Here is a 17,921-nt window from a genome sequence, read left to right as displayed (position 1 = left end):
AAGTGAATCTTTTTGTGTTTTCAAGCCTATTTTGAGTTTTTCTGAAAGTATGGGCATTGTCAGTTACACTAATTTTTAACAATCTTTTTGGTTTTTACTCCTTGACATATCACCGATTAGCTTTTTAGCTTACTCCTCGTTTTTAAGTACGATTTCAGAAGGCTCGGTTTCAATCCTAGCAAGTGCTTCAAGAATTTCTGTTTCAAATTCATTGAAATCACTTTGATTAAAAACTGCCCTATGCGAACGACAGCACATATCACCCCAGCCACTTAAGTAAACTTCTTTTTTTGCTAGCATATGGTTTCACCTCCTTAATAAGAGATTTTTACCATCTTCAAAAACTCTAAAACATGCATTTTAACTAACTTTTAATACCTTCAATATTATACTTTTACCTCCTCACTATATAATGTATTTGATACTACATTTTTATTATCTCGTAAGGAGGTCATTCAATTGTCATTGTCGAGTAGAGCAGTGGCGTAGTGGCCTTAGATTCTCCTTGGCTGTATCCACCGTTTCCAGTTTCGTGCCCGTTTAGGTTTACCTTAGCCCTATTTCCACTGCCCCCTCACAGAACCGTACGTGCGGATTTCCCGCATACGGCTCTTCAGTAGTGCATCACTGCCTTCAGGACAAAGTGTAAGTTAAGTGATACATCTTTGGTACAGGCAAAGGATTAAAGTGGAGAAACTGCTGAAATTGTTCCCAGTTGTAACTCCTCTTCTGACTGCGTCTGTTTATCCACTTAAAGGCCAACCTTATGGTTCGCTTATAGAACACCTGTATCTCTGGCATGTTTCCGCTTATCCCATAGTAGCGAAAATGTCCTATTAACTTCAGTTTTAACACTCTCCACCATTCTTTCAGCTTTACTTGGTTACGGACATCCTTTAACCACTGGTTCATTTCCTTTATTCCTTGTCTAAACTTTGCCTTTGAAGTCTTCCGTCCTAACTTAAAATAGCCTTTTCTTGTCTTTGTCATTACCGCCTTGTCCAGAATATCCAGAGCTTGATGACAGCTTCTTTTAGGACGAAAGCCATAAGATACATCAAGAAAGTCAACCTCAAAGATTGCCTCAAGGATTTTCTTCAACGCCATCTGGACTAACTTATCTTCCACTGTGGGGATGCCCAGCGGTCTTTTTCCTCCCCTGGACTTTGGGATATAAACCCTCCTTACTGGCTGAGGTTTATAACGTTTTGCCCTTAACTTCTCCACTAACTCCTTAAGGTTCTTCTCTAAGGTGACTTCGTACTCCTTAACTGTTACCCCATCTACTCCTGGAGCTTTATCTTTCTTAAGCTCCTTGAAGCACTCTTTGAGAAAGTCCACGGTGAGCAGATGAGTTAATGACGTAAATCTCATCTGTGGATTTTTCCGAGCTAAAGCAGTTAGGGACGAGAGTTTTGTTGACTTCCTTTGTCCGCCTCTGTGTGCGGAGGAAGTGTCCCTTTCGTCCCAAGGCACTGCTGCCAATGCCTTCCCTCCACCCTCATTACAGGGCTTCTTCGGTACTATGCATTGGTCCGACTCCTACAACGCCATCTGGACAACCTTGCCGTCTATAGGCTTGGCAGCCCATACCTTTTCACCAGGAACGTTGCGGGTCTCCCGAGTTCCCAGCTTGTCCCTTTGATACCGTGCCACGGCCTCAGATCCCGTCGGGGTCTTACTGCCTCGCTTATCGCCAGTAAGACTGCTGTCTTCCGCCTGCGTTGTACCCCGGTACCTTGTTTCCTCTGGCTTCATAGGTTCGTTACCCCCACTATGCAGAGTTCACTACTGAGGTGGTTGCTAACCTTTCCTCAGACCAGACTTACACTGGTTGCACACTCTGAGCTTTGCTCGGCACACATACGGTAACTCTTCTCAACTGTACTTCGATTTCCTCTACTCCGATTATATGAAAGAACATTCCGAATTTTTTTATCTCCTCTATGTTCCTTCTGAAGCTACTTTCTCTTCCTTCGCTGTGCAACTCGAATGCAACCTTTCTAACCTTTTCTTTACCGCTTCTGCTCTTTTAGCTCACAAGATGGGAAGAGACGATTTACTTTCTTCTTTCATCACTATTTTTCCTAAAAAATTCTTCAATTCTAATTACTTTTCGATTTTTTTAAGAATTATTTCGATTTTCAAAGGGCATATTGGATAATTATCCAATATTTTAGTTCTTTTTCTTCTTACCTTAACTTAACTTACTTTACCTTTCGTTAATCGGTGTTTTGACCTATTTTTTGAAGCGTATATCTTCCAAAAACTTATCTAGATAATTCCTTAAATCTTCTAAGCTTTCCCAAGCGTTGTTTTTTGTCTAGAGTAACTGTCTCAAACAACCATTTACTCCACTTCTTCCACAACATTTACAATCTCTGTGGGTTCTAAACCACTTGTCTTATCTATTCCATCATCATCTCCTCCAAAAACAAATATACCACTCAATAGCAGACCAGTGATCAACAAAACGACAAAAAATTTCTTCATCCTCTTTCACCCCCTTAGATTATTCTTTTAATTTAAAACTAATATTTCAAATAATCTAATCCCTCATTTTAATCATACACTTTTCCATATGATTTTCAAGTGTTTTTTTAATTAGCTTCAAATATGTATTTATAAAGTATTACAGAGATCGGTCAAAAAAAGCTTATGTTAAAATTATTTACGATGTTTTTTATCGGATATAATGCCTTTGTCTTTCTTTTGGTTACTATGAAAGAGTTATGATATAATAAACTTTAGAAAAAAATATAGAAGCTTCAAGTGTTATTAACATTCCAAAGAAAGGGTTTTTGAAGTAAATTTCATTTTATATTTTTGTTGCTATTGGGTAAAGAAAAAGGGGTTGAGAAATGAACATTAAACTATTGGATAAAATTATGAATAAAGGACAGTTTATAAGACCGATTTTGAATTATGTTGTTCATTACTTAGAAAGTGATAGATCAGATAAAAATAAAAGCATTGTCAATTACATAAACGTTTTAAAATTAAAATGGGATGTTAAATACGATGAAGCCCTTGAGATAATAAATGAAGAGATAAAGGGGCTGAAAAAAGGTGGTTTGTATTATCTTTTTCTGGATCAAAAAATTCATATATTGAATAGAATTAAACAAAAAGAGGGTGTTAAAAAAGTATTCGACGAACTAAAGGATAATTTTGACAATATACCTGTTTATGTCAGAGGACTTGTTGTAGAAACTCTAAAAAATATACATGAATTGTATTATGAACCCGATGAAAATATGGAAAAGATAAGATATTGGAGTGAGAATTACGAACAAAACCCTGTTGATAAAGGTTTCATATTACTATCAAGAGCAAGAGGGAAAAAGAACGAAGAAAGATACGAAGAAGCAGTTTGTTTGAACGTCGAAGCATTTAAGGTTTTAAAAACTATTCCACATCCTTCTGGCATGGTGCAAGCTTTAAACAATATATCTTGGTGGTTGAAAGATACAAACAAAGAAAAGGCTTTAACTTTTACCTTTCCATTAGGATTCTACCTTGGTTACTATTTCGATGATGATAACTTTAAAGTTTTCAATTCCATTGATACTATATTTCAAGTGCAGAAGGATAACAACGATCCTTTGGTTTATGAATCCGTCTTTATCTTTTCAAAGTGTTTATCTCAACTAAACAAAGCAGAAGGTGAATCGATAAAAAATACTTTTAAAGATATCATTAACCAATTAAAGTACTTTGTATTCAATTTGGATAACAACCAACATAGAAGTACACCAAAACTAAGAGCTTTCATAAGGAAAGAGATAGGAAAAGAAAAGATACCCATAGACTCAATGAACGTTTCTGAAAGAACGTTGAAAGAGTTTTTATCTGCAAAGACAAAGTACATTCAACCAAGTACCTTGAGAAACATACTAGAAGCTCTTGAGTTTGAAATCACTACATCCACACCTATATGCATAATCAAAGAATTGAAAAAGAAGGATATAGATAAAAAGTTTGAGATAAACCTTGAAAAGTTTAAAAACCTTCCAAAAGAAAGACAAGTATCAGAATTCTTTACCTCTTACCTCGTTCATCACTACAAAGAAGAGATCAATCTAAAAAAGATAATTAAAGAGATACAAGATGACAGTTTAATTGAACAAAGATGTGATTACTACAAGAAAGAGTTAATAAACTCTATCTTTGAAAGAAATCCAAAGATAGATTTTAATTCTTTACTAACAAACGTTCAAGAGCCAAAAATCTACACAAACAAAAATATAACCTTCAACGAACATCCTTTTTATTTGGGAAGGAAAGATGTTGTAAAAAAGTTTATGAAAGACTTGAATAAAAAGAATTTAAAAGAGTTCATTGAAAATTACGTTAGTCTTGATACAAGACAAAAAAAGACGATAGAAAAGTTCATGATGAATTACGGTAGGTACTATGATTTAAGGGATATACCCAAAGAAATCACACCGAAAGTACCAAAAGAGATTGATCCATTCGTGAAAAAATACACGTTGAGAAGGAAGCCTTCTGCTATTTCTTTTTATGTTTTTGAAGGAAAAGAGAGAGAAGAATTCATCAAAATTATCGACAATTTTTAAATCGGGTAGGAGGTAGATAATTAATTTATCTACCGTCCTTCCTCATCTTCCAATGAGTATTATGACCTCTGCTAACTTCTCAAGATTCAACCATACATTGCTGTATGGGTTGCCTTAACAGCATATTCTTGAGATCTCCCCAGGTAAGTGCAATAACTTTCATCCCATATATCCGCCAGATTTACTCTGTGGAGTTCTGGGTAGCTGCTGGACTTCATTTTGTTAAGCAAACTCGTCCACTCCACTTAGCCTTATATCTGGTTCTTGTTCATCGGATCGAGACTTTGCCTTGGGCTTCCTTCAGATTCCACCTCACGATGGACACCCTTGCCTTCGACTAGTGGTTCCCGCTACCTGGCCCACAGCGGACTTCCACCGCTTAGCTATTGCCCATGCTGGGTGCACCATATACAAATACCACGCACCCTGCTCGGCTTTTTGTTTGGGGTGTGCTCTGTTCCCTGATTTTATGGTTAACATGTTATAAATGATTTTTATTGAATAAATTACCTATCTTCAATTGGAAAAGATACGTATTTAGGAATACCATTTTCGTAAGGTGGATAACTTTCTCCTTGAATTAAAGGTTTAGCATAATCAATAAAATTTTGATTCACACCGTAACCATCATCAGAAATATATTCTTCTGGTAAATATTTGGTATTATTCGCTACTTCAAATAAAGGGACTTTCCCTAATTCTATCTTGTAAGGGTTATTTGAGAGGCGATTAATCGCTACCATGAAGCCTGAGATACCATTCAAAGCATATTCTAAGGCCTTTTCTCCCACCATAATCGCTTCATCTTGATCGGTTTTACTAACAATGTGCCCTGCACTTCTTTGGAGGTAGTCAGGTATAGACACATGCACTTTCAAACCTAACCTGGTTAAAATAATATTGGCCACAACCCTTCCAACATCTCCCAACTGCCTGTTTCCAAAACTGTCGGTGTAGCCCATATCGGAAACGAAAGCCCCACTTTTATACCTAATGCCTTCAGAAACAGCTATCGTACAGTAATCATTTCTATTTACCTCTTTTTGAACCTTATCAATAAAATTATCTTCTTCAAAAATCCTTTCAGGTAACAAAATAATATGAGGCCCAAAATCTCCATTTAACTTAGCCAAAGAAGTAGCTGCGGTAAGCCAGCCTGCGTGTCTCCCCATTGTCTCCATTATGAAAACTTTTGTGGAGTCTTTTGCCATACTACGAGTATCTATGCTGGCTTCCAACATTGAAATTGCCAAATACTTTGCTGCAGAGCCATAACCTGGAGAATGATCAGTCCCGTATAGATCGTTATCTATTGTTTTTGGAATCCCTATTACTTTTAAATCGTAACCTATCTTTTTTGAGTACTCGTCGATTTTATGGGCTGTATCCATAGAATCGTTACCACCATTATAAAAGAAATAGCTAATATTGTAGTCTTCGAACGTTTTAAAAAGTTTTTGAAAACCTTCTTCGTCACCTTCCTTTAATCTATGCCTGCAGGTACCAAAGGCACTTGCTGGAGTATTTTTCAAATTATTTACCTTATCGACAGACTCTTTTGTTAAATCGAACAATTTACCTTCAAGAACCCCTGTGATACCATTTATACCCACATATATTTTATCAATCTGTGGGTCTTTCAAAGCCCTACTTATAATCCCGTATGCCGAAGCATTTATTACACTAGTAACTCCTCCTGATTGTGCATACATAATATTTTTTTTAGTCAATAATTACACCCCCGAACATTTAATTTAAAACCGTAATGTACCTGTATTTCAGCCTTCTTCTGAAAGTTGTGAAAAATTCTTTTCTTTTATAGAATTTTTTTCAGCCGAAAGGATCATTCCGAATCCTTGTGCATTTTTAGCTCCCAATCCAGAATTAAGTGCTAATCTCAACAATTTAGGATTACCTTTTAAAATGAAATATCCAGTCCATCCTTTTATAATAATATCTTTGTAAAAAAGTAATTTTTCATTTTTTTCTGTTATACCGTAAGGTTCAATATAAAAATAATTATTTCGTATTTCAATTTCTAATGCCGATGCTTTTCTTCTGAGATTTTCTTCAATCAATTTTTTAAAATCTGATGAGTATGGCGAAAAATAATGAGTGTAACGATTCCCGTTTGGTAGAATGATAGTTGAATATGCTGTAATAGGCGAGAGAGTTTTAACAAGCATATCCTCATCAACTTCATTATGAATAACTTCATACTTCATCAAAGTAAAATAATTTTTTTCAATTCTCACGACCTTTTGTTCATTCAAAGAATATAATACAGCGTCTACTAATTTATCAAGTGGTGAGGCGAAGTAAATATTAAAAAAGCCTTTAAATACCATTCTTCTATTTACAACTTTAAAGGAGTTGTGGGGATAAATCCTTGAAAAAGTGAAAAGCTTCAACTTCTTATCTTCAGATCTTGTTCCTAAATCATGGTACTTTGGCACAGTGTTAGACATTAAATAATAAAACAGTCCTTGCAAAGGTCTATTGTAATGGACAGGAAGATCGACTTTGTCACCTTCTAAAGCTCCAAAAACTAACTTAATAACCAATAAAATCCCCCCATCATATTAATTTTAATATTGAATTTTTAGATAAAACCCTTTGTGTCGTAGACACAAAGGGTATGAATTTAAAGAATTAAAATATAGCTTGTTCGGTTTCCTTATCAAACGCATGAATCATGCTTAAATCGATAGCGACTTCAAAATTCTGTCCAGATTCTGCTCGTGTTTGAGGACTTACCTTTGCGGTCATTGATTGCCCACTAATATTTAAATGAAGCAAAGTCTCACTTCCCAAAGGTTCAACGACATCGACAAGGGCTTCTAAAGTATTAGACTCATCAGCACCTTTAAAAAAATTCTTATCATAAATGTCTTCTGGTCTAACACCAAATATAACATCTTTATCTATATAATTTTCAAGTAAACTTGCTTTATCATCGGGTACTTTTATAGAGACTCCCTCTGTTTTGAACCAAATACCGTTATCTCTTGATACTTTTACATTTAAGAAATTCATTGGAGGAGTCCCGATAAAACCAGCAACAAAAATGTTGGCAGGCTTATTGTATACATCAAAAGGTCCTCCGACCTGTTGAATTAGTCCTTCATTCATAATAACAATTTTATCAGCCATAGTCATAGCCTCAACTTGGTCATGTGTAACATAAGCGATTGTAGCTTCCAACCTTTTTTGTAGTTTCTTAAGCTCAGCTCTCATCTGAACCCTTAATTTTGCATCTAAGTTTGAAAGAGGTTCATCGAATAAGAACACTTTAGGATCCCTTACGATAGCTCTACCCAATGCAACTCTCTGTCTTTGCCCACCTGATAATTGTTTTGGTTTTCTGTCTAATAAGTGGTCAATCCCAAGAATCTTTGCGGCGTTTCTAACTCTCTCTTCGATTTCGTCTTTGGGTGTTTTCCTCAATTTCAACCCGAATGCCATATTATCGTAAACAGTCATATGTGGATAAAGGGCATAATTTTGGAAGACCATCGCTATATCCCTATCTTTTGGTTCCACATCATTTACAACTTTTTGGTCTATTTTTATTGTTCCTTCAGTAATGTCTTCTAATCCTGCGATCATCCTTAAAGTAGTAGTTTTTCCACATCCTGAAGGGCCAAGTAATACGAGGAATTCCTTATCCTCTATTTCAAAGTCTACATCTTTTACTGCATGAAATCCATTAGGATAAATCTTGTTAACCCCTTCTAATACAACTTGAGCCATAAAAAAACACCTCCATCTTTTAATTTTAAATGTCTTTACAAACTCTAAAACTTTCTTTAACGTGCTTTGGGCCACTGCCTATGAAAGAAAATATAATATACTCAGTAATCAAAATCCTTAAAAAAGTCCTTAATTCGCTTATATTCTTCTACGTTTTCTACCTCAAAAAGAGAAATATCTCTCACTTCATCGACGAATTCCATTAGTTTAACAAATTTATCATAATCTAATAAAATAACCTTTGGTACACCGTTCTTGGTAATAACAATGTCTTTGTTTTCAACTTCATCAACAACTTGAGATAATTTTGCTTTCGCTTCAGCTAAACTATAAAAGGTAAGGTCTTTTAAATACATATCTCACACCCCTTGACTATAATTATAGTCAATTTATTCTAATTTGTCAACCCAAAGAATTTAAAGATTTCTGGGCATAATCACTTCTAATAGTTTCTCATGGTAAATAATCTCGCCTAATCAGCATATTTGCCTTTGGTATATCTTTTTACCTCTTCTATATCATCAATAGAAAGGCTAAAATTAGACCAATAAGGAATAATGGTGTTATTAAGAAGCAAAGGATCTGCGTTTAAAGATATAGCATTTTTTTTGACAAGCTCTTCGTATTCAACGGTACCAGGAATTGGAGTAAATTCGTTTAAATTCACCCTTATTCCGAGCGAATGGCAAAAGTCTACCGCTTGTACAACATCATCTTTATTTTGAGCAGGCAAATTTACTAAAACGTAAGCATAAACATCATTCATATCAAAACCAGCATTTTTTAGACATGTAACAGCTTCTATAAGATCGCTATTAGTTACCTTAAACCCCGTCCCTTTTTGAATATTAAAATCGTAGCTTTCAAACCCAAGTTTTATACTCTTAAAATTTGCTTTTTTCAATAACAAAGCTATTTCATCATCAACACGTCGGGCATGTATGCCGTTGGGTAAATGATATCGAACGTTAAATTTAGATAAGGATTTCAACAATTCTTTAATACCTTTTCTTAATAAAAACGCATCGTCAAAAAAAACGATATCTTTTACATAAGGTCTTTTTTCAAGAATATACTCTATATTATTGATTATTTTGTCAATACTTCTATATTGAAATTTCCACATCTTTGGAGTTACACAATACGTACAATGAAAGGGACAACCTACGGAAGAAACTAAAACAACATAAGTAAGATCAGAAGTGTAAAAATCATAGGTGAGGTCAATTTCTTCAAACCAGTTAAAATTATTTAATTTTGTGGTATCCTCGTTTAGCGATTCCAAAACTCTCTTTAAAGGCAATATACCTGTACCTGGGCAGATATTGACTTTGAATTTGGAAAAATTATTTTCTGCATGTTCTGTGTACAACGTGGAATAAATTCCACCTAAAAAGATAGGAGTTGTTGGGAAGTAATTTCTCAAAATTTCGATAGTCTTTTCCCCACCGTAGTACCAGTATGTTAAAGTGATTCCCACTAAGATTGCATCAATTTTTTTCTTCTTTTTTATTCTTTCTAATTTGCTTTCAAATAATTTCAAAGGCACCCCATACCTTTTGAATTTTCTCGGGATGTTCTTCAATATATCTGGCTTTTCAACACTTTCATTATAAAATTTACCAGTTCCATACTTTTTATCTTTTGGAAGATATTTTGCTATTAAATCTTTATCATGCCTATTTAACAAATCAATGAACGTTACATTGTAACCTAAATTAGTAAGTACTTCACTTATGTATAACAACCCTAAGGGTTTAAGCCAAAAATCATATGCCGCAAAATCGTAGATCCAAGGATTAACAACCAAGAAGTTCAAATCGTTGCCTCCTATCGAAATTTTCTAATTTCTCTTGAATAATATAATATTCCCTTTAATGTTAAATAAGGATCATAATGTTTGAAAATAGATGTTTTAGTTGAGATAAAACTCGTATCTCCTCCCGTTGCCACAACAACAAAATCCCTGTTTCTCTCCTGTCTTATTTCGTGTATAAGTCTTTCTATCCCGTATAACGTTGTTTTTATTACCCCTATTTGAATGTTGTCGATAGTATTTTTCCCCAAATGGTATTCAGGAACCTTTATCTCTACCTTCGGAAGTTGAGCGGTTTTTGAAAACAATGCACCTATGGCGGTCTTAAATCCAGGAATTATTGCCCCACCTACAAAATTACCGCCCTCTAAAACATCAACGGTTATAGCGGTTCCAAAATCTAGAGCGATTACGTTGTCGCCATACTCTTCTTTACATGCAATAACGTTACATATTCTATCTGCACCAATTTCTTTTGGATAATCTACTAAATATGCTATATTATTAATTTTATTATTAGTACTAACAAAAATAGTTTCAACGTTAAAATATTTTTTTAACATTTGTTCTAAAATAAAGTTAACATTTGGAACAACAGAAGATATACCAGCCAACGTTATCTTATTTAAATCAACATTTGTACGATTTAACAAATTTAAAATGACTACAAATAACACATCTTCTGACTCAAAACTACTTGGTCCAATTCTCCAAGTCAAAAATTTCCCATCTTCGTGTATACCTACCATTGTATAAGAGTTACCAACATCAAATAAAATTTCCATTTTTACCCCTTCCTTTCTTTACCTTGACCCCGTTCGGGGTGTTTCTTTATACTATCTTGTAAGATGCCTTTCTTAGACGGTTCATAACTGCTATACCTATCCCTTTATCTTCTATACCTTCGATAATCATAGCATCAACTTTTTCGTCGTATTTTCTCAAGATTTCAAAAAGTTTCACTGCAAATTCATAATAATTTGCCTCACTACCTATAGTGTCAAAATTAATATTATGTTTTTTATAATAGCCAACATGTTCTTTTAAGCATAGAACAATTGGACTGTTATAATTTTTCACTTCCTCTAAAACCTTTTTTACCATAGTATCCGCATCATCATATTCAACCAAAATAACTGGGGTGTTAGGAGAGTAATGTCGATACTTCATACCCGGAGATTTTATATAGTCAGGTTCTGTTTTTCCATATGCAAAATCAGGAATAATAATATCTCCAAAAATTTCTTTTAATTTTTCGGGTGGAATGGGACCTGGACGTAATATTATAGGTATCTTTCCTTGAGTTAAGTCGATTATCGTTGATTCAACGCCAAACTCTACCTTACCTCCAATAATTATATAATCAACTTTCCCAAACATATCTTTTAAAACATGCTCAGACATTGTTGGACTTGGCTTACCTGAAATATTAGCACTTGGAGCCGCAATTGGTACTTCAGCATACTCTATCAATTTTAAAGCTACAGGATGGGCTGGCATTCTAATAGCCAATGTATCTTTTCCTGCTGTAACGATATCTGGAACAACCTCCCGTTTCTTCAATACAAAAGTAATCGGACCAGGTAATAATCTTTCTATTTTTTCTAAAAGAGCATAAGAAATGTAAGTGTACTCTAAAAAAGACCTAACATTTGATACATGAAGAATTAAAGGATTGTCATATGACCTTCCTTTTGCTTCAAAAATCTTTCTTACAGCGTTTTCTGAAAGGCCATTTGCTCCCAAACCATAAACCGTTTCAGTAGGAAAGACAACTGTTTTATCCTCTTTTATTGCCTGAGCAGCTTCTATAATTTTTTCCTCTTCAATTTTTAATGGATCCACCTCGATAACTTTGGTTTCCATAACGAATTCTCCTTTTTCATTCAACAAATAAAAAAATCTACAACTTATATTATACAAGAAAACATCGAAAAAGTGAAATAATCGATTCTAATAGCCTATAATCTCTATTAAATACTCCTAAATACAAATATTTGCCGTTTTACTATGTAATTAGGAAAAATGTGATATAATTTAACAAAAGAGGGATAAAAAGGGGAATTTTAAATGACTACGAGGAAGACCATGTTGGAAGAGATAATAAGTGAAATAAACAAAAAGGAAAAAAACTTAGATGATTCGCTAAAGAACGATGATTTTCAAACTTTCTCGAAATTGTTAGAAGAAAGATTTGAATTACTGAAACAATTAGAACCATTTAAAACTGAAACGGCTGTAAAAAATGTCATAGAAAACATCTTAAAAAAAGACTCTGAACGCTCAAAAAACATAGAAGAGAAAATGCAAAAAATCAAAGTCGATCAAATCAACGTACAGGTGAGTAAAAAAGCTATGAAAAAGGGATATCTTAAAATTGAAGAATCCATAAGCCGTCACAAAATTAACAAAAGTGGTTAGAATCTGACTAGATATCTTTCCTATAATATTTTGATTCAAAATGGATTTTTTCTGCTTCATCGTAAACAATATTTCGTACCTCTTCTAAAGTATCTGCCTTATTTACTATCGATAGTACCCTACCACCATCGGTAAGTAAATTCTCACCATCTTTTTTAACGCCAGAATAAAAGATTTTTGAAGTTATTCCAGGTTTTATTGTGATTCTTTCACCTTTTGTATAGGAAAAAGGGTAACCAATACTACTAAGCACAAGACACAAAGAAAAACCATCATAAAACTCAATATTGGTAGTGTTAATTCTTTCTTTTTCCATGTCGTTTATGATATCAATAAAATCAGATTTTAATAAATAAAGTATAGATTGGGCTTCAGGGTCTCCTAACCGCACGTTGTATTCCAATACATAGGGTTCATCCTTGACCCCATTCGGGGTGTTTTTCCTTGACCCCGTTCGGGGTGTTTCTTCTTCTATTATTAATCCTATATACAAGAATCCCTTATATAATAAACCCTCTTCTTTTAAACCGTTGATAGTTGGATTAACGATCTTTTGAAATATTACCTTCATTAATTTTTCATCAATGTCAGGATGAGGTGTAATTGCTCCCATACCTCCAGTATTTGGGCCTTGATCGCTTTCCAACAGTTTCTTATGATCCTTCGAAACGTTGAAAAATTTGTAATTTTGACCATCCATAAGCAAGAAAACAGAAGCTTCAAAACCCTTTAAGAACTGTTCGACGACAATTTTTTTACCGGATTCTCCAAATTTTTCTTCTTTCATAAGTTCATTTATAGCTCGGCTAGAATCCTCATAAGAATTACATATAAAAACACCTTTACCTGCCGCTAAACCATCAGATTTTATCACTAATGGATACGAAGCCTTTCTGGAATATTCAAGGGCATCTTTTAAATTTACAAATGTATTAAAAGATGCTGTTTGAACGTTATGTCTTTTCATGAAACTCTTTGCAAATATCTTACTACTTTCTAATAGAGCAGCTTTTTGGTTGGGACCGATTATTTTTAAATTTGATTCCTCAAACTTATCAACTATTCCATTTGCCAAATACTCTTCTGAACCAACTATCGTAATATCTACATTATTATTCTTAACAAAATTTATAATTTCTTCGATAGATTCTATTCTTACACATTCACATTTATTTTCTATAGATATACCATCGTTCCCAGGGGCTACAAACACTTTTTCTATATCTTTACTTTGTGACAACTTCCAAGCTATTGCATGTTCCCTACCACCTTTGCCTACTACAAGTACTTTCATTTTATTGTTTTCCTCCCGTTAGTAAAAAATACTCTTTTTTATAAACTTTATAATTTTATATATAGCGCCCCTTCGCCCCGCTGCCCACCCTCGTCTTATTCCTAAAATGTCTAGCAAAAGAAAAATCCACTACTCCCTCAAACTACCTTTACCTTGTTTTTTTGATAAATACATTTTTCTGTCTGCAATTTCAACGATCTCTTTATAACTATTAATCACTTCATCACAAGTACTTAATCCTGCACTAAAACTGATCTTTGATTGAAAATTTCTTATTGCCGCATAGAGCCTTTCTATAATATTTTTCCCTACGTCTTTTGAAATATCAGTAAATAAAATTACAAACTCATCTCCTCCATATCTATAAACCCTGTCTTTATTTCTGACAGTATTCAATAGTAATTGAGAAAATTTTACAAGTATTTCGTCACCAAACTTATGACCATATTTGTCGTTTATATCCTTGAAATCGTCCAAATCTATAAATACTGCACAAATATTTTCTTTATTCTTTTCGCAATTTTCCAAATCATAAAATAATTTAGAATGATTGAAAAGCCCCGTTAAACTATCTCTATCGGCTTGTTCTTTAATCTCCATGAATTTTTGTGAGTGCTCCATCGCTAGTGAAACTAATTGAGCGAAAACCGATAAAATGTTCAACTCTTCTTTAGACGGTCTTAAATTATTTTCTGGTGAATCCAGAGATATATATCCTATAATGTTGTTCCTTTCTTCTCGCAAAGCCAACAACAATAAATCATTAGGGTCCCACAAATTTTGATTATCTGCTAAATAATCTATACTCACTTCATCTCTAGGTTGATAAGTATAAGTTTCGCTTATTTTATTAGCGTGAGGAATAAAGTAGGTATCTTTATAATTATATTTTTCATCCATGAATTTTAGAACTTCAGATATAGGAACCTCTTGAGTTTTAATTTTTTCATATTTTTCTTTTTTTAGTCCCCGCTGTGCTATTCTTTCAACTTTATTACTCTTAAAGTTAAACAAACTGATAAGAACATATGAGTAACCCATATTTTTCTGGATTATTTCAGCTATTTGATCGAGAATTTTCTCTGAGGGTACTTTCAAGGAGAGTTGCCTAATGACATTGCTAAAGTTAACAATCACATCGTTTAATTTTCTCATTCTTTGGGTTCTCAAAATTTCATCTTTTTTATCGTTCCTTGTTTTAATTATCAGATAAAAGAGGAGCAATATCAACAAATTCACAGAAATTATCATGTACTTAAAAGGAGAAAACTCAAAATATAAATACAAATAAGAAAAAGGTGAAAGACTCAAAAAATAAAAATATTCATACATAAAAACTGAAAAAATGAAATCTTTTCTACCTTCAACTATAATGCTGTTAATAATTTTAGAAATAGTCAAAAATAAAAATATAGCAAGAAGGGGACTGAATCTATAAGAAATCAAAGCGGATAACGAATAGCTTGCGGAGAACACGAGAGTCCTGTATAACTTCCTGCTGATTTCTGGATGTTTGGTCTTACTGAAAAAAATAACTAAAGATGAAATTAAAATATATTGAGGCCCCAACAAAAAAGCATATACAAAGCCCACAGTATTAGAAACCAACCTATTACGGTCATTCCAATAAACCTTGATATTATCAGAAATAGCTGTTAACGCTATAACCATCAAAGCATCTATTAGCGCAACATTTTCAAAATCTGCTCTTAAAAAATAAAAAGAAAAAATTGTTATTCCTAGTAAAATAAGATTTTTGATTTTCACATTCATCTAATCACCCATTAATAGTATACCAAAAAATGGGTGATTTTCACATTAAAAATTTAAAAAAATTATATATGTTTGAAATGTCTCATTCCTGTGAATATCATAGCTATTCCATATTTGTTACATGCCTGAATAGACTCATCATCTCTGATTGACCCTCCAGGTTGGATTATCGCTTTTATTCCGTATTCTGCTGCTGCTTCTACTACATCACTAAAAGGGAAAAAGGCATCTGAAGCTAAAACGTCCCCACCCTTCCCTTTACTTCTTTCAAGAGCTTGTAAAGCGGACCATACTCTGTTGGGTTGGCCAGGTCCTATGCCTGTGGTAGCCTTGTTTTTTGATACAACTATCGCATTTGATTTAACGTGCTTTACCGCCTTCCATGCAAACAAAAGCTCTTCCTTGATTTCTTCTGGAACTTTAGTTTCTGTTACAACCTTAAATTCATTTATAACCCCTTTATCAACTTCCTGAACAAGAATTCCACCATCAACAGATACATATTCATACGTATCAATGGGTTTAGAGGACATTCTCAAAATTCTTAAATTCTTTTTCTTTTTTAAAATATCTAAAGCCACTTCATCGTACTCTGGGGCCATTATTATCTCAAGAAACAATTTTTTTAGCTCAAGTGCAGTTTCAACATCAACTTTCCTGTTGAAAGCAACTATCCCACCGAATATTGAAACAGGATCGCATGAATAAGCCTTTTTGTATGCTTCTAAAATGCTATCTCCTAAGGCAATACCGCAAGGAGAACTGTGCTTTAAACAGCAACATGCTATATCTTCAAATTCATTTACTGCTTTCCACGCAGAATCTGCGTCTCTCAAATTGTTAAAGGATAACTCTTTCCCATTTAATTGATCAAATGAAGTCATAGACCCATTATTCAAAGTATTTTTGTAAAAAATGGCACTTTGATGAGGATTTTCACCATATCTCATTTGATAGCTTTTTTCAAATGGAACCGTTAAAAATTGTTGAAAATCATCCTTATCTTTCAATTGAGCATTTAAATAATTACTTATACAGCTATCATAAAAGGCAGTCAAATTAAAGGCTTTTGAAGCTAAGTACATTCGATATTTTTCATCAAATTCTTCTTTATTTTTTAATTTAGCTGATATATATTCCAAATCAGATTCATCTACAACAACTATAACATCTTTGTAATTTTTTGCTGCAGATCTAATCATTGTTGGTCCACCTATATCAATGAATTCAATCAACTCATCTAGATCGAAATTAGTTTTTTTAGCTTCTTCTACAAATGGGTAAAGGTTAACATAAACAAGATCTATTGGTTCTATATTTAAATTTTTGAGAGTTTCCATATCTTGTTCGTTCTCTCTTCTTGCAAGAATCCCTCCATGTATGAAAGGATTCAAAGTTTTAACTCTTCCATTTAATATCTCAGGAAAATTGGTGATTTCTTCAACGGGCGTAACTTCAATACCATTGTCTTGAAGTTTCTTAGCGGTTCCTCCTGTTGAAATAACCTCTATTTCAACTTCTTGAAGAGTTCGCGCAAAATCAACTACTTTATCTTTTTTGTAAGTACTTAACAATGCTCTTTTTATCACTCTAATGCCTCCCTTGTTATTTTTGCCAAATTGTCTTTAGAAACTCTAAAAACATGCTTTAATTCCCTTTTCCCTGCTTCTCACCCACCGATCTCTATCAATTTTCATCAGAATTATTTAAAAGTTCCTCAACTACTTTAGGATAATATTGATGCTCTAGCTTATGAATTTCTTCCTCCAACTTTTCAAGATCCCAATTTTTTTCTACTTTTAACTCTTTTTGTAATATGATTCTGCCATCATCAACTTTCTCTTCTACGTAATGAATTGTTATTCCTGTATATTCTTCTTTATTATTAAATGCTCTTTCTATTGAACGTAATCCTGGATATTTTGGCAAAAGAGAAGGATGAATATTTATTATTCTATTGGCATAATATCTAACGATGTAGCCTGGTAATATTTTCATGTATCCTGCAAGTACTATTAGATCAGAATCTAGATCTTTTAAACGGCCAAAAAGATAATCATTGTACTCTTTTTTTGATTTGAAAGTGGTATAGTCAATTATTTCATAATCTATTCCCAATCTTTTTGCTCTTTCTATTACGTAAGCTTTTTTGTTATCCGTTATCAATTTAATTATACTAATTTTGGAAGAGTTTGAAAAATATTTACAGATAGCTTCAAAATTTGTCCCGTTACCTGAGGCTAAAATTACTATCTTTTTCACAGTATATCGCTCCTAATAAATT

Annotated in this window: 17 protein-coding genes; 2 read left to right on the top strand and 15 right to left on the bottom strand. The window is 33.5% G+C overall.

The window, feature by feature from the left end; genetic code table 11:
* Positions 1–129: 129 nt before the first annotated feature.
* The 4 genes from AD60_RS10240 to AD60_RS10230 form a co-directional block, all read right to left on the bottom strand.
* Positions 130–300 (bottom strand): hypothetical protein, encoded by a 171-nt coding sequence (locus tag AD60_RS10240; RefSeq protein WP_158248429.1) that lies wholly within the window; start codon positions 298–300, stop codon positions 130–132.
* Positions 301–633: 333 nt separating this feature from the next.
* Positions 634–1,476: a reverse transcriptase domain-containing protein gene (locus tag AD60_RS09905; RefSeq protein WP_233186886.1), complete on the bottom strand. Its 843-nt coding sequence runs from the start codon at positions 1,474–1,476 to the stop codon at positions 634–636.
* A gap of 349 nt (positions 1,477–1,825) precedes the next feature.
* On the bottom strand, positions 1,826–1,987 hold the full coding sequence (locus tag AD60_RS10235; protein ID WP_158248428.1) for a hypothetical protein: 162 nt from the start codon (positions 1,985–1,987) through the stop codon (positions 1,826–1,828).
* Between the two features lie 362 nt (positions 1,988–2,349).
* Complete coding sequence (locus AD60_RS10230) at positions 2,350–2,493, bottom strand: hypothetical protein (protein WP_158245397.1); 144 nt, start codon at positions 2,491–2,493, stop codon at positions 2,350–2,352.
* A 368-nt stretch (positions 2,494–2,861) separates the two neighbouring features.
* Between AD60_RS10230 and AD60_RS09890 the strand changes: the two genes are divergently transcribed.
* Positions 2,862–4,580 carry a hypothetical protein gene (locus AD60_RS09890; protein WP_103877385.1) on the top strand — a complete coding sequence of 573 codons (1,719 nt, stop codon included), beginning with the start codon at positions 2,862–2,864 and terminating at the stop codon, positions 4,578–4,580.
* Positions 4,581–5,086: 506 nt separating this feature from the next.
* Here AD60_RS09890 and AD60_RS09885 read toward each other — a convergent pair.
* From AD60_RS09885 to AD60_RS09855, 7 genes are all read right to left on the bottom strand, one after another.
* A complete protein-coding gene (locus AD60_RS09885; RefSeq protein WP_103877386.1) occupies positions 5,087–6,310 on the bottom strand; it encodes a 6-phosphofructokinase in 1,224 nt (407 codons plus the stop codon).
* A 48-nt stretch (positions 6,311–6,358) separates the two neighbouring features.
* Positions 6,359–7,144: a CRISPR-associated endoribonuclease Cas6 gene (gene cas6, locus AD60_RS09880; protein WP_103877387.1), complete on the bottom strand. Its 786-nt coding sequence runs from the start codon at positions 7,142–7,144 to the stop codon at positions 6,359–6,361.
* 88 nt (positions 7,145–7,232) lie between these two features.
* Positions 7,233–8,333 (bottom strand): ABC transporter ATP-binding protein, encoded by a 1,101-nt coding sequence (locus AD60_RS09875; RefSeq protein ID WP_103877388.1) that lies wholly within the window; start codon positions 8,331–8,333, stop codon positions 7,233–7,235.
* A gap of 101 nt (positions 8,334–8,434) precedes the next feature.
* The gene (locus AD60_RS09870; protein WP_103877389.1) at positions 8,435–8,689 is read right to left on the bottom strand and encodes a type II toxin-antitoxin system Phd/YefM family antitoxin; all 255 of its coding nucleotides are present in this window, start codon (positions 8,687–8,689) and stop codon (positions 8,435–8,437) included.
* Positions 8,690–8,805: 116 nt separating this feature from the next.
* On the bottom strand, positions 8,806–10,152 hold the full coding sequence (locus AD60_RS09865; protein ID WP_103877390.1) for a radical SAM protein: 1,347 nt from the start codon (positions 10,150–10,152) through the stop codon (positions 8,806–8,808).
* Positions 10,153–10,163: 11 nt separating this feature from the next.
* A complete protein-coding gene (locus AD60_RS09860) occupies positions 10,164–10,934 on the bottom strand; it encodes a type III pantothenate kinase (protein WP_103877391.1) in 771 nt (256 codons plus the stop codon).
* A 46-nt stretch (positions 10,935–10,980) separates the two neighbouring features.
* A complete protein-coding gene (locus AD60_RS09855) occupies positions 10,981–12,015 on the bottom strand; it encodes an L-threonylcarbamoyladenylate synthase (protein WP_103877392.1) in 1,035 nt (344 codons plus the stop codon).
* A 204-nt stretch (positions 12,016–12,219) separates the two neighbouring features.
* On the opposite strand from AD60_RS09855, the gene AD60_RS09850 reads away from it, so the two are divergent.
* Positions 12,220–12,570: a hypothetical protein gene (locus AD60_RS09850; RefSeq protein ID WP_103877393.1), complete on the top strand. Its 351-nt coding sequence runs from the start codon at positions 12,220–12,222 to the stop codon at positions 12,568–12,570.
* A gap of 7 nt (positions 12,571–12,577) precedes the next feature.
* On the opposite strand, the gene purD is transcribed toward AD60_RS09850, so the two are convergent.
* The 4 genes from purD to purN form a co-directional block, all read right to left on the bottom strand.
* Complete coding sequence (purD, locus tag AD60_RS09845) at positions 12,578–13,864, bottom strand: phosphoribosylamine--glycine ligase (protein ID WP_103927660.1); 1,287 nt, start codon at positions 13,862–13,864, stop codon at positions 12,578–12,580.
* Positions 13,865–13,993: 129 nt separating this feature from the next.
* Positions 13,994–15,631 (bottom strand): GGDEF domain-containing protein, encoded by a 1,638-nt coding sequence (locus AD60_RS09840; protein WP_199177893.1) that lies wholly within the window; start codon positions 15,629–15,631, stop codon positions 13,994–13,996.
* A gap of 68 nt (positions 15,632–15,699) precedes the next feature.
* Complete coding sequence (gene purH, locus AD60_RS09835) at positions 15,700–17,226, bottom strand: bifunctional phosphoribosylaminoimidazolecarboxamide formyltransferase/IMP cyclohydrolase (protein WP_103877522.1); 1,527 nt, start codon at positions 17,224–17,226, stop codon at positions 15,700–15,702.
* A gap of 97 nt (positions 17,227–17,323) precedes the next feature.
* A complete protein-coding gene (gene purN / locus AD60_RS09830; RefSeq protein WP_103877521.1) occupies positions 17,324–17,899 on the bottom strand; it encodes a phosphoribosylglycinamide formyltransferase in 576 nt (191 codons plus the stop codon).
* Positions 17,900–17,921: the final 22 nt, after the last annotated feature.

The organism is Petrotoga sp. SL27, assembly GCF_002924605.1.
GTDB lineage: Bacteria > Thermotogota > Thermotogae > Petrotogales > Petrotogaceae > Petrotoga > Petrotoga sibirica.
Note: the sequence above shows the minus strand (reverse complement) of the source record. Positions and strands in the feature narration are given on the sequence as shown.